This is a genomic window from Pseudoalteromonas sp. SiA1, assembly GCF_018732205.1.
Classification (GTDB): Bacteria; Pseudomonadota; Gammaproteobacteria; order Enterobacterales; family Alteromonadaceae; genus Pseudoalteromonas; species Pseudoalteromonas tetraodonis.
The window spans coordinates 2,328,301-2,342,129 of record NZ_CP076084.1; the positions used below are offsets into that span (position 1 = coordinate 2,328,301).

Below are 13,829 nucleotides of genomic sequence, written 5' to 3' on the forward strand. Positions count from 1 at the left end.
AAGCTCGTTTAAATCCCATTTACTCTTTAAAAATAATTTCCTACCCCAAGGTCTGTTTGTACGAATAATCTTTACACTATATTGAGAAGGAATTAATTATGAGTAAGACTTTAATTATTGGCGCAAGTGGTCAAATTGGTAAAATGGCTACCAAACTACTTTTAGAAAATGAGCAAAATGTTGTTGCACTTGTAAGAGACAAAAGCAAACTGCGTGATTTAGATAGCCCATTTTTAAGTATTGTTGAACAGGATTTAGAAGGTGACTTTTCAAGTGCCATTAATGGCTGCGACCAAGTTATCTTTGCAGCAGGTTCAGGTGGAAGTACAGGCACAGATAAAACCGTACTTATTGATTTGTGGGCAGCGACAAAAGCAGCAACTTATTCTAAAGAGCACGGTGTAAAACACTTTATTATGGTCAGCTCTATTGGTGCAGACGATCCTGATGCGATAGATAGTGACTTAAAGCCTTATCTTGTAGCAAAACATATGGCCGATGAGCATTTAATTCACAGTGGACTCAATTATACAATTGTCCGCCCAGGAACATTAACCGACGAAAGTGCCTCTTTGGAAGTAACAACAGAGCGTCCTAGCGATCAGTCAAAGGCTAAAATTAGCCGCGAAAATGTAGCCAACGCATTGCTTCACGTTGCTACAAACTCATTTAATAGCAATCGTATTTTTGAGTTATTTGATGGAGACAAACCAATAAAAGCCGCTATTAAGTAAGCATTACACTCACCCCTTGCCATGCAAGCTGCATGGCAAGCAGAGTTAAAATCACTTTAAAAATAACCCTAAAACGTGCCACCGAGAGCCGCTTAAGTAAACGAATCCCTAACCAAGTGCCAATGGCTCCGCTTAAAATCATCGCCAGTGTTAACGGCAACCATTGCCAAAAGCTAAAACCCAGCCCCGCATAAACAACGGCTTTTAAGCTATGCTGCAAGGTCATAATACTTGAAAAAGTCGCGGTAAATTTAAGCTTATCGTAATGATTAATGTGTAAATAACTTGCCACCAGAGGCCCACTTGCTCCCACAAAAGTAGAAATAAATGCCGTAATTAAACCCGCTATTAAACGCCCTAATCGTGAGTCTTTATTAAATTCAGGGATTGTTCCCCACAGTAAATAAATCACAAATAAAGCCACAAACAGCTTCATGCTATCAAGGTTAATATCGCTCACTACTTGGCTCGACAACCCGGCACCAATTAACCCACCCAGAGTAAAATACAACAACATCGGCTTATCAAGATGAGCAATACTTAACAATAATCGATTGGCATTAGAGCCTAACTGCACTAAACCATGAACAGGCACAACCACCGCCATCGGCATAACCGACGCCATTACCACCAACAGCATTAAACCGCCACCCGCACCAAAGGCCGCCGATACAAACGAAGTAAACCCCGCCAGTAAAATAAGTAACAGCGAGATCAAAGGGGAAATGTGTTCAGCTGTAAAAATATTCATATCAAAGCTCGCAGTTAATCATTGGCTCATAATACAAAAAATAAGCAAGTAAGCGACTAGTCTATTAGTTGTAAGAGGTTCGGGGTTCGCAAGATAAACCAAAGCACAATAAATTCAATAATTTTAGCCATAAAAAAACCCGCGACTTGATTGCTCAAGTTGCGGGTTTTTTAGGGTTTTTAAACAAACGAATTTAAAAACCGTTATTGGTGGAGCTGGGGGGATTTGAACCCCCGTCCGAAAAGCCTCGACCGTCGGTACTACATGTTTAGTATTGTCATTTAATTAACCTTTAAATCCCGGACAAACACGGTAGATAAAGGCGAGGCCGCTTAGTTTTAACGCTTCAACCCCGGCCAGGGTTTCCGTCGCGATCAGGTGTTAGGGTGACACTCCAAAATCCAGTCCACAAGAATACATGGAAGGAGCGCTAGCCAGCCTAAGCTGCTAGAGAGTAGTTATCGTCGTTTGCGATTACTTTAAATTGCGGCTTTTTTACGAGGCAAACCGCACCTCGACATGCACCTTGGGCTTCTTGAATTCCGTCGAATCCTAATCAGCCCCTGAATAAGGTTACTCATTCAGAGCGTGTGAGCAGTATAACTGAGTAACCCATCAATACTCAACACCTTAGGCGTTTTATTTTATTGGTTGGTTAATCCTGCATCAAACACACTCTTAAATGTAAAATATTGGATAATTAAGAAACAATTACTTAACAAGCATGATGCTTTATGCTCAAATGTAGGGCTAGACCTTGGTCTAATACAATATAAAAAATAATAACAGGCATATTACCTAGAGGATTTATAAATGTCGGTTTTTTCTTTTGATGAGCAAACGGGGCATATCTCTTTGCTCTCCCACCCTAATGTCTCAGGTTTAGCCTCAACAGCAACACAGCTTATTGAATTAATTAGGCAGTCAGAATATTGCGAGTGTGACATTATTGCTAGCAATATTGGTAAGTTGTTTGCTCAAAATAACGACGAAGAGACCCCCTCTTTGGTGGTTGCTCAAGCCATTGATGCAAAGCTAACCATTAACATTGATGAAAAAAATATGCTTGTTGAAGCTACCCTTATTACTGCTAAGGGCGGTAAATTACTTAACATGGAACAAGCAATTGACGTGTTAGCTCAGGCAGGGATTGTAAAGGGTATTAGCTCTCATGCATTAGAACAGTTATTGGCACAACAATTTGAACAACCCTCAGGAAGCACGCATTGCGCTGAAGTCGCTTTTGGTCGCGCGCCTAAAGTGGGTAACGATGCCAAATTTGTGCGTCTTTGCTGCACAGCGCAAGACCGCGTACTTAGCCCGCAAGCTAAGGGCGGTGGTAAAGTCGATATGAGAAACCTAGGTGATATTATTACTGTAAAACCTGGGTGTGAACTAATGCGGCGCATTCCAGCAACATCGGGAGTTGATGGCTTTACTGTGTTTGGAGATGTGCTAACTGCAATCCCTGGCAAAGAGCATAAATTACAACCTTTTGACGGTACTAAAATTGCGCCCGATAACCCCAACTTACTAATTGCCGACTGTACTGGTGTACCGGTTGCCCTTCCCCGTGGTATGCGTGTTGATGATGTTTTATGTTTTCATAATATTGACCCAAGTACCGGCCATGTTGAATTTGATGGCAGTATTATAGTCAGTGGTGATATAAAAGATGGCATGCGCGTGACTGCTACCGGCGATATTACTGTTTTAGGTTTTGTTGAATCGGCGCAGTTAAAAAGTAATAACGCCATCACAATAGTAAAGGGGGCAATTGGCAGAAAACGAGAAGCCGATGAGCCATTCACCTGTTCTATTTTTGCTAAACGAACCGTTGCACTTGGTTACTCTCAATACTGTGACATAAAAACGGAGCAAAACTTATTAATAGAACGCCAATCATTACATTGTGACTTGAGTGCTGGAAATTTAATTAGGGTTGGCAGCGCAAAAGATCCTAAAGGGAAAATTATTGGTGGTCATATTCTAGACGCAATGCGCATTGAAACAGGTGAATTGGGCGCACCAGCAGGAACTAAAACCCGTGTTTGCATCGCACAGCGATGGTATGTGCTAAAACAAAAACAAGCGCAAATCACTGACTTTGAAAAAGTTTTAATCAGTAAGTCAATTGAACTACAGCAAGCGCGCCAGCGAATTAATAAACAAGTTGCAAGCGCACAGCGTCAGCAGTTTTTGAATAAAATAACAACGAATGAAGAACACATAGCAAACCGAAGCGCCAGTATCAGTCAGCAAAAGCAGTTGCTAAGAAAGAAAATGGCGCAGCTTTTAGCGCTCAGTCGTTTGAAAGTTAATGAGCTCATGCACCCCGGGGTGGAGCTTAAAATTGCACGAGAATCAATTAGCTTTTCGCGTAATTATCCACCACATTTAATTACTCACAGTGAAGGTAAAATAACGCAATCGTTTTAATAACGCATATTAAGACTGGCTCAGCCCACACAGTGAACACTCATTAATATGAGCTGAGTTTATGCTAATCTTGGTTGCTTACTTCGTCTTCGTTTTGTTGTGTTTCATCTATAGCAAGTGGCCAACCACCTAGTTGCTGCCAACGATTGACAATTAAACAATATAATTCAGCGGTGCGTTCTGTATCGTATAACGCAGAGTGTGCTTGTTTGTTATCAAACTCTATTCCTGCCGCGCGGCACGCTTTAGCCAATACTGTTTGCCCTAATGCCAAGCCTGCAAGTGATGTGGTATCAAAACTAACAAACGGATGAAATGGTGTGCGCTTAATGTTATTACGCTCAATAGCCGCATTTAAAAAGCCATGATCAAAAGCAGCATTATGAGCAACCACCACAGAGCGCTGGCACCCTGCGGCTTTTTGCGCTTTGCGCACTACTTTACAAATTTCTTTAATCGCCTCTTCTTCAGGGACTGCCCCTCGCAGTGCTGAAAAAGGCTCAATACCATTAAACTCAATGGCGGCTTGTTCAATGTTTGCGCCCTCAAACGGTTGCACATGAAAATGAACAGTATGATCTATGCTAAGCAATCCCTCGTCATCCATTTTTAAAACGGATGCTGCAATTTCAAGTAGTGCGTCGGTTTCTTTGTTAAAACCGGCGGTTTCAACATCAATAACCACTGGAAAAAAGCCACGAAAGCGTTGTGCGAAAAGTGTTTGCTCAGTATTTGCCATAGTATTCTTGGTTTATAGGGATTAGCTATCTATTATGTCAAAATTGGTGGCCTGTCGGCTAGGGGATTTATTGATTAATTACAGTTAAACTATAGGCATGTTACTTGCTTAGTAATTAGGGTCTGTTGACCGTTGCGGATTAAAATTTGTTCAAGCTAGGGGCGGTTTAATCGCGGCGCGAGGTTTGTAACCTAGTGGGCTAAGTAAAAACCGAGCAACAAAGAGTAAATCGCCCCTAGGCAGAACCCTTCGGGCAGCGCCTGTTTGGCATTGATGCTTTGTTATCGCCTATTTATGGGGAATAACCACACCACATAGGCGCTGCCTTGCCTAAATACCAAACAGGCTGCTGCAAATTTAACCTTGAAAGGTCAACAGACCCTAGCGTTTGCGCTGAATTATTTACTGTTGCGTAATATTTTACGGTTTTTGTCACTTTTTTGGCAAAGCTAGATAACTGGAGAATTCTCAATGAAGTGTAAGTTGTTATTTATTAGCCTAAGCATTAGTAGTGTGCTGTGTAGTTTGGATACAACTGCGGCAATGCGCCAGTACACGGCTAACCAAGATAATTCAAACTGGAACTTGGTTAAAACAACTCGCTTACAATGCCAATTAAATCATGAAGTTCCCTACTATGGTGAAGCCGTTTTTAAAGCATCAGCCAGTAAAAACAAAGATCTCACCTTTAATTTAGACATGGTTGTGCGCCCAGAAAATTACGCGATTGCCGGTTTGAAAGCGGTGCCACCTAGCTGGCGAGCAGGCCGCCCTGCCCGTGATATTGCTGATATGAAATTACTTAAAAAGTTTGATGGTGAATTAGGTAATAAAACAGCATGGGAAATGCTTACTGAGCTTGAAAAAGGTAACCAACCCACTTTTTACTACCAAGACTGGCAAAATAGTGCCGATAAAATTGCCGTGGGCATGTCTAATGTTAACTTTAAGCAAGCGTATTGGGCGTTTTTACAGTGTCGCGATGAACTACTGCCATACAATTTTGAAGATATTTCGTTCACTATAATGAACTATGAATCTAATAGCAGTAAGTTAACTAAGTCATCGCAACAACGCCTTGATAAAATTGCTGAGTATTTGAAAAACGACCCCAGTATAGAGTCAATCAGTATTGCATCCTATACCGATAGTTACGGTGGCCGCTGGAATAACCTCGATTTATCTAGAACCCGTGCCAAGGCGATTAAAGATTACATGGTGAGCTTAGGTGTTGATGAAGCTAAAGTGGTTACTGAAGGCTTTGGTGAAAAACGCTTTGTAGATACCAACGATAATATTTTGGGCCGTGATAAAAACCGCCGCTTAGTGATTCAAATAGCTAAAATGTAAATTCAGCCCCCTCTTTTAATGGTTGAAGGTGCAATTTTAGCACTTTCGGCCAACACCTATTGTTTTAGTAATCCCTCTATTGTGCAAAACCAATAATCTGACCATTTAGTTATTAACATTTGGCTTTTTATTTATTAATTATATTAATGAGTTAAATTACATCAGCAAAATATCTCTGCTTTTTAAATACAGTTGTAAATAGAAGATTACATTTTATTTTGTCTCTTTTATGACAAAACTATTTAAGTTTTGCACAACTAGTTATATCTTGCGTGTCTCTCACGTTTGATCAGGATCATTAAGTGCTTAAAAATAAAACAATAGGTAGCATGTTAATTGTTGCAGGAACCACCATAGGTGCAGGTATGCTTGCCCTGCCTATCGCCTCTGCAGGGCTTGGATTTAATACCGCGATGGTATTAATTATCGGTTGTTGGTTACTTATGACCTACACCGCTTTACTTATGTTGGAACTACATCAATACGCCCCTCGCGACGCCACCTTAAATACCTTGGCTAAGCTTTGGCTAGGTAAGCGCGGTCAGTATGTGGCTAACTTTTCAATGATATTTTTATTTTATGCGTTATGCGCGGCCTACATAGCAGGTGGCGGAGCCCAGCTACAAGAACGTATAAACACTGGTTTTAACTTAAGTATTGCCCCACAGTTAGGCTCCGTTATTTTAGCGGTGGTGATTGCAGGTGTTGTCACTTTAGGCACCAGCAAGGTAGATAAGCTTAATAGAGTGCTGTTTAGTATAAAAATAGTGGTATTGGGTAGCTTATTTTATATGCTTACGCCTTATGTGCATGGCCAGCACTTACTTGAAATGCCGGTTGAGCAAGGGCTGATACTTTCGGCTATTCCTGTGGTATTTACCTCTTTTGGCTTTCATGGCTCTATTCCTTCTATTGTTAAATACGTTGGCCTTGACATAAAAACCTTACGCAAAGTTATGATTGCAGGCGCCTCTTTACCACTGGTTATTTATGTATTTTGGCAAGTATTAAGCCAAGGCATAATGAGCCAAGATCAATTACTACAAAGCGAAGGGTTAAGCGGGTTTGTAGCCAGTGTGGCAAATATTGCTAACAACACGAGCGTTTCTACAGCCGTTAAGCTTTTTGCTGATTTAGCGCTGGCAACGTCATTTTTAGGAGTGAGCTTAGGGTTGTTTGACTTTTTTGCCGACACATTCAAAAAAGCAGATACGGGCGCAGATAGAATAAAAACCGCATTTATTACCTTTATTCCTCCTCTTGGGTTTGCCTTATTTTATCCGCAAGGGTTTATTATGGCATTAGGTTATGCCGCCATTGCATTGGTGATATTGGCTGTATTTTTGCCGGTGAGTATGGTGTACAAACAGCGTCAAGGCGTTGAAAAAAGCGGTTATAAAGTACGAAGCGGTAATATTGGTTTAGCCATAGCCGCTTTGTGTGGCATTTCAATTATTAGTGCGCAATGCCTGCAAATGGCAGGGCTAATACCTGCAATAGGTTAATACCCAATAATAAGTAATACTCTATTGGCAATCCCCCCAAACAAGAGTTTGGGGGGATTGCCATGCAAACGCTAACGTTAAAACACGATTGCTTTTCCTCTACCGCTTTGCTCTGACGCCGCATCTAATTTGCCATTATGATTAATAATCACATGCATATCACCAAAGTGGCGTTCATCCACTGTGTAGCCCATTTTTATCAGCTGTTGTTTTACTGATGGCTCCAAGCCGGCATGTGCTCTGATCACATTTTTTGGCCATAACTGATGATGAAAGCGTGGGCTATTTACCACATCATCGGCGCTCATATTAAATTCAATCGCGTTGAGTATCGATTGATACACCGAGCTAATAATAGTAGTGCCACCTGGCGACCCTGTTACCATTTTCACCTGATTATTACTGAGTAAAATAGTGGGGGTCATAGAGCTGAGCATACGTTTATGCGGCTGAATTTCATTTGCTTTGCCGCCAATGGCACCAAATACATTCATAACCCCGGGTTTAGCGCTAAAGTCATCCATTTCATCGTTTAAAATAAAGCCTGCGCCTTCTACCACCACACCACTACCAAAGCCTAAATTAATGGTGGTGGTATTAGCTACAGCGTTACCCATGTTATCGACAATGGAAAAGTGAGTGGTTTGCTCGCTTTCTTTTAAACCGGGTTTAATATTTTCGGTGGTTGAAATAGCCTTTAAATCTATACTGCTACTACGGTTTTTAAGATAGTTTTCTGCAAGTAGTTTTGCTGTAGGTACTTGGTAAAAATCAGGATCGCCTAAGTACTCTGCTCTATCGGCAAATACTCGCTTACCTATTTCAGCCAATAAATGCACATACCCTACTGAATTATGTTGTTGTGCAGGCGTTGGTTTTTTAAGCTCATACATTTTCAGCCATTGCAATATAGCAATGCCGCCTGAACTTGGTGGCGGTGAAGTAAGCACTTGGTAGCCATTCCAGTTCGCTTTTATAGGAGTCCGCGATTTAGCACGATAACGTTTTAAGTCATCTTGGTTAATGATCCCGCCATGTTGGTGCATAAATTTTGCAATAATTGCGGCAGTTTCACCTTGATAAAAGCCATCTTGACCGTCATCGCGAATGCGTTTGAGTGTGGCAGCTAGCTCTGGTTGTTTAAAAAGCGCACCTGCCGTAGCTGTAGCAAAATAACTGGCAAAATTTACTTTAATGTTTTTATTATTTAGATGCGCTATATAGTCCTCAATCAGCTGAGCCAACTTTTCAGGCACAACAAAGCCCTGCTCTGCTAATGTTACCGCAGGTTGCACTAACGCTTTCCACGGTAACGTACCATGCTTTTTATGGGCTAACCACATTCCTGCGACACTGCCAGGCACGCCACTAGCGTGTATGCCGTAAATAGATTTATTTTCAATTACTTGCCCCTGCTCATCTAAATACATATCACGATGCGCGGCACTGGGCGCGGTTTCGCGGTAATCTATAAAATCACCTTTTCCATCTTTATGGATAAGCATAAACCCACCGCCACCAATATTACCCGCTTCGGGGAGCGTAACGGCTAATACAAACTGAGCAGCAATAGCTGCATCAATCGCGTTGCCGCCTTGCTCTAACACGGCTTTTGCAGCGTGGGCACTAAATGTGTCGGGCATCGCCACCGCACTTTGTTTAGCCGCTACATTAAAAAAGCCTACTTGTATTATTAAGACACTGCTAATAATTAGCTTGCGTGGTGAAAAAAGTGATCCCATCCCATATCCTTAGGTTATTTTTATACATTGATGGCAAACATTAATGCACAGTAACAAACACTAGGTCAATATTTATACGCCACATTTAAAGAGCTTAGGATTGTTGTTAGATTATCCACATGACTTTGAATAAAGTACGGCTGTTAAATTTGAGCCATCCTCTGTATGAATATAATAATGTTTAAGCTGCATACCGAGTTTTTTCATAACATTAATTGAGCCAACATTTGAGGTCAGTGCTGTAGCGCTAATTGCCTTTACTTGGCGTTGCTTTTCAAGCTCTGAATAAATAGCGCCTGCCGCTTCAATAGCATACCCTTTGCCCCAACTCGCTTGCTTAAACCGCCAGCCCACTTCAATATCACTAAAATCAGGCGTATCTGAAAAAAAGCCCATCGGCCGAACAAGTACCCATCCTATAAAGGTATTGCTTTCACGCAAGGTTACTTGCCATAACCCCCACCCTTGTTGCTCGTTACGATAAGCAAGCATTCTGGGAATACTGACTGTTTTTATCTCTTCAAGCGAAGTGGGTTTACCTTGTGTTAAATACTGCATAACGGCTGGGTCTTGATCGAGCTCGTATAATTGCGGCCAATCATGTTCGTCCATTAATTTAAAACTTAATCGTGTTGTTACAGCTATGTTCATTTTCATTGTTGTATAGTTACCTCTGAAATATAATTTTCTCTAAAGGAGATAGTAAATGAAGAAATTAGCAGGTTTAGCTTTATTAGGCACTTTAATTACGTTAACTGGCTGTGAAGATGCCAACGAAGTAAAACAAGATGCAAAAGAAACAAGCGCTCAAGTGAAAGAAAAGCTTGATGAAACTTGGAATGAAGTAAAGGAAAAAACCAATGAGCTTAAAAATGATGAATCATTAAATGAGCTACTTGAAGAGAGTAAAGAAATGGGCTTAGACATGTACGACGACGGCAAAGAAGTAGCTGTTGATGCATGGATTAAAAGCAAAGAAGCGGCTGGCGAGCTGACTGAAAAAACCAAGCAAAAAGCACGTGAAATTGCCGCAGAAATTGAGCAGGCACGTAAAGAACATAAAGAAGGTTAATTATTTTTAACCATAAAAAAAGGTAAGCCATGGCTTACCTTTTTTGTTTTACTTTTAAAGTAAAATATAGATTATAGTTCAAAGTCTTTTTTGAATTTTAAACCAAACTCACTACGATCATTACTGCGCATAACGCCAACAAAGCCAGTTTGCTGTAGACGTCCTACATCGTAAACTTCGTTTAATACGTTTTCGCCATATAACGTCACTTCCATATCACCGTATGGGTTAGTGTAAGAAATATTAAAGCCAACGAGCTCACGCGAATCAATCGTTTCACTCTTATTAAAAACTGATTGACCTTGCATTTCACTGCGGTATGAGTAATTTGCATTCAATGCAACTGTGCCACCATTACTTAAATCTACAAAGTAAGAAGGCGCAACCATCACTGTCCAACGCGGAGTCAATGCTGGTGAATCACCTTTACCAATACCTTGTACGCCCTCGGCGACTTCGGTAATCTCTGAGTCTAAATAACCTACCGCACTGCGAATAGTAAAGTCATCAGTTATTGCAATTGTGGTTTCAAGTTCAATACCTTGCGCTTTAGACTGACCTGCATTCTCAACGATAGTTACAAAGCCACCACCCGCAGTTGGATCTGAGAATGGTAGTGCTAAGTCAGTGTAGTCGGTAACAAACATCGCAAGCATCATAGACACATTTTCATGTACTTGGCCTTTTAAACCAATTTCGTAGTTAACTGCTTTGGTTTCATCAAACGATACAAACTGATCTGGACCACCAAATGGGCGCGGCGGGAAACCACCTGTTTGATAGCCTTTTTGTACTTGGCCGTACACATTCATATTATTGCTAAGCTGATATGAAGCATTAATATCCCATGTCACTGCATTAAAGTCTGCACTAATGTATTTACGCTCTGAAAAGCTTGGAAAAATCGCATTCGCGTCTTTTTTATCTTCTGAGTAACGAAGACCACCGCCAATTGTTAAATCATCCGTTAAATCGTAACTACCGTTAATGTAAGCTGCATATGAGTTTGTTTCTTGATTGATTTCAAAAAATCCAAAGCCACCAAATGACGGAGTAACTCCATCATTTAACAGACCATTTGGCGTGTTAAACGGGCTAAATACAAAATCTTCTGAGCGAGTAAAACCATCTTCATTAAAGAAGTATAGACCCGATACAAAGTCCATTTTGTCAAACGTTGCGTTTAACTGAACTTCAAAAGAGTATTGATCTGCACCGCCTACTTCTGGGAACTCAGATAAGTTAAGTGGTGATGCATCATCATCTAAGCCACCTTCATACTCAGAAGTGCGGTAGCTTGAAATAAACTTAGTTGTATACGTGTTATTAATTGCCCAATCAGCGGTAAATGACGTACCCCAACCTGAATATGAGGTTGATTCAATACCGGCAACTGTTGTGCCTAAATCATCTGGATTCGATGGAATTAAGTCTTCAGTTAATAATGGGAAATCGCCATTGAATACATCATTTGAATCTAATGAATCTGTTAGTTCAATAGTATAAGGTGATTGACCTGATTCATTATCAACCCCATCTAATGAGAAAGTAAACGCTAAGTCGCTGGTGGCTTCGTATTTAAGCGCGATACGACCACTAAACTCTTGCTCTTCACCAATTTCTTTTTCAGGGTTAGCTAAATTTACCGCCGTACCTACACCGTCACGTTGTTTGTATGACGCACTGGCTGACAAGCTTAAATCATTGGTTAGTGCATTATTAAAGTAAATATCGCCAGCAATACGCCCACGGCTACCCACTTTAGCAGTTGTCGTTAAAATACCTTCATCACCAGGCTGCTTAGTAATTACGTTTACTGCACCACCTAATGTATTACGGCCATAAAGCGTGCCTTGTGGTCCACGTAGAACTTCAACTCGCTCAACATTAGGAAGCGATAAGTTAGACCCCATTTGGCGACCTAGGTAAACGCCATCTAGGTAAACACCTACACCGGGATCGGTTGTTATAATGTGATCTTGTAAACCAATGCCGCGAATAAATACAGAAGCATGTGCCGCGTTACCAACACCATAACGAGTAATGTTTAAGTTAGGAACGTATTTGCCAATGTCTTCTAAGTTACCCATATTGGCTTTATCAATAAGGTTAGCGCCTATTGATGTAATTGCAGTTGGAGATTCGAACAAGCTCTCGGTACGTTTACGTGCTGTAACTTCAATTTTTTCAAACGCGTCTTGTTTGGCAGTGGTTTTAGCTTCTTGTGCATTTACGGAAGTTGTTAGGGCTGCAATAACCGCTAAACTTAACTGTGAGAGGGTGCGTAATTTCAAGGTTTTCTCCAAAGGGTATTAATTTAATTATGCGTTATATGTTGTGTAAACATAAACTGTAGGCATAAAAAAAGATGCTTAGATGCATCTTTCCTCTGGGAGTGTATTGTATTACATAAAAGTTACAAAATGTATATTTAACTTTAGTTTATACAAAAAAATTAATTTTCAGTTTTTAATCTGAACTAATTATCTCAATAATGACGCAACTTTGGTTTTAAATTAAGACTTTAACATTAGCCAGCAGCCATGTTGTGCATAAATCGCACACATAATTTATTGTGAAAAACACATTAAAGCTACATGAGATTATGACAATATCCAAAGACCCTTTATATTTAAGTCTACAGCAAAGCCATTTTTAGGTGAAAAGCATGACAAAAAAACAGACCACACAATCAGCTAACATGCTTTTTAACAACAACCACTATAATCCATTATTTTTTACTACATTGAATAACGACATATTGTTAGTCTGCTATTCAGCCCTAAATTCTCTTACTAATTACGAACTTTTAAACCAATTTATTCATACAAATAATTACCAAGGGCTCGTTATTTTTAATATCCCTAAAAATACCGATGCGGCTTCACTCAAAGAATGGCCAAATTTAAAAGGTCTTTTTTATCAAGATACTAGTGAAGAGTTGTTCAATAGAGGGTTAGATGCAATTAAACAAGGTGAATTGTGGTTTCCACGAACCATTAGTGACATTTGGATGCGCCAAATGCTCGATACAGAGCAAAAAAACGCTTTGCAAACAACTAACCTAACCGATAAAGAAATTAAAGTACTCAATCTACTCTTTAGCGGACTTCATTCCAGTGCTATTGCTGATAGTTTATTTATAAGTGAAGCGACGGTGAGAGTGCACTTACATAAAATTTATAAAAAAATAGCGGTCAAAAATAAACAGCAAGCAATTCGTTGGTGCCAAGATAACTTAAAAAATATAAATTCACGTTTATAACTAAAAAAATAATTACTACTTAATACGTACTGCAGTAAATATTATCTCATCATAAATAATTCAAAAAACTCAGCTAGTTACATTACCTTAAAATATAAAAGCCTTAATTTTCAATCACAGTCATGTGTTCTTGTTGCAAAAAGGTAGTGAAAAGTACTTAATTTATTAATTTTAATTAGAAAAAAGTTAATACTCGTCTTATACTGCAGCGGGATACACATGAAATTAAATA

General features: G+C 40.0%; 11 protein-coding genes and 1 other RNA gene. 6 read left to right on the forward strand and 6 right to left on the reverse strand.

Translation table 11 applies throughout. The features are described 5' to 3' along the window. Positions 1 to 98: 98 nt before the first annotated feature. Positions 99 to 734: an SDR family oxidoreductase gene (locus KK487_RS10755; RefSeq protein ID WP_016899261.1), complete on the forward strand. Its 636-nt coding sequence runs from the start codon at positions 99 to 101 to the stop codon at positions 732 to 734. Here KK487_RS10755 and KK487_RS10760 read toward each other — a convergent pair. Beyond that, positions 727 to 1,485, reverse strand: a complete 759-nt coding sequence (locus KK487_RS10760) for a sulfite exporter TauE/SafE family protein (protein WP_016899260.1) — start codon at positions 1,483 to 1,485, stop codon at positions 727 to 729. The two genes, KK487_RS10755 and KK487_RS10760, sit on opposite strands and share 8 nt — an antisense overlap. 207 nt (positions 1,486 to 1,692) lie before the next feature. Then, positions 1,693 to 2,049, reverse strand: a transfer-messenger RNA (tmRNA) gene (gene ssrA, locus KK487_RS10765). A 249-nt stretch (positions 2,050 to 2,298) separates the two neighbouring features. Here ssrA and KK487_RS10770 point away from each other — a divergent pair. Next, positions 2,299 to 3,924 (forward strand): flagellar assembly protein A, encoded by a 1,626-nt coding sequence (locus KK487_RS10770; protein ID WP_016899259.1) that lies wholly within the window; start codon positions 2,299 to 2,301, stop codon positions 3,922 to 3,924. A 64-nt stretch (positions 3,925 to 3,988) separates the two neighbouring features. Here the strand turns inward: KK487_RS10770 and rnt are convergent, their stop codons facing one another. Further along, positions 3,989 to 4,663 (reverse strand): ribonuclease T, encoded by a 675-nt coding sequence (gene rnt / locus KK487_RS10775; protein ID WP_013465481.1) that lies wholly within the window; start codon positions 4,661 to 4,663, stop codon positions 3,989 to 3,991. Between the two features lie 471 nt (positions 4,664 to 5,134). On the opposite strand from rnt, the gene KK487_RS10780 reads away from it, so the two are divergent. Then, the gene (locus KK487_RS10780; protein ID WP_016899258.1) at positions 5,135 to 6,013 is read left to right on the forward strand and encodes a flagellar protein MotY; all 879 of its coding nucleotides are present in this window, start codon (positions 5,135 to 5,137) and stop codon (positions 6,011 to 6,013) included. Between the two features lie 302 nt (positions 6,014 to 6,315). Beyond that, on the forward strand, positions 6,316 to 7,518 hold the full coding sequence (locus KK487_RS10785; RefSeq protein WP_016899257.1) for an aromatic amino acid transport family protein: 1,203 nt from the start codon (positions 6,316 to 6,318) through the stop codon (positions 7,516 to 7,518). Positions 7,519 to 7,595: 77 nt separating this feature from the next. On the opposite strand, the gene ggt is transcribed toward KK487_RS10785, so the two are convergent. Both ggt and KK487_RS10795 read right to left on the reverse strand, forming a co-directional pair. Beyond that, complete coding sequence (ggt, locus tag KK487_RS10790) at positions 7,596 to 9,260, reverse strand: gamma-glutamyltransferase (RefSeq protein WP_016899256.1); 1,665 nt, start codon at positions 9,258 to 9,260, stop codon at positions 7,596 to 7,598. A 111-nt stretch (positions 9,261 to 9,371) separates the two neighbouring features. Next, positions 9,372 to 9,917, reverse strand: a complete 546-nt coding sequence (locus KK487_RS10795) for a GNAT family N-acetyltransferase (RefSeq protein WP_016899255.1) — start codon at positions 9,915 to 9,917, stop codon at positions 9,372 to 9,374. A gap of 49 nt (positions 9,918 to 9,966) precedes the next feature. On the opposite strand from KK487_RS10795, the gene KK487_RS10800 reads away from it, so the two are divergent. Continuing rightward, positions 9,967 to 10,332, forward strand: coding sequence for a hypothetical protein (locus tag KK487_RS10800; RefSeq protein WP_013465487.1), 366 nt, complete (start codon positions 9,967 to 9,969; stop codon positions 10,330 to 10,332). 71 nt (positions 10,333 to 10,403) lie between these two features. On the opposite strand, the gene KK487_RS10805 is transcribed toward KK487_RS10800, so the two are convergent. After that, the gene (locus tag KK487_RS10805; protein ID WP_138764047.1) at positions 10,404 to 12,626 is read right to left on the reverse strand and encodes a TonB-dependent receptor; all 2,223 of its coding nucleotides are present in this window, start codon (positions 12,624 to 12,626) and stop codon (positions 10,404 to 10,406) included. A gap of 374 nt (positions 12,627 to 13,000) precedes the next feature. Here KK487_RS10805 and KK487_RS10810 point away from each other — a divergent pair, with 374 nt between their 5' ends. Beyond that, on the forward strand, positions 13,001 to 13,597 hold the full coding sequence (locus tag KK487_RS10810) for a LuxR C-terminal-related transcriptional regulator (protein WP_128583060.1): 597 nt from the start codon (positions 13,001 to 13,003) through the stop codon (positions 13,595 to 13,597). The last annotated feature ends 232 nt before the right edge of the window (positions 13,598 to 13,829 follow it).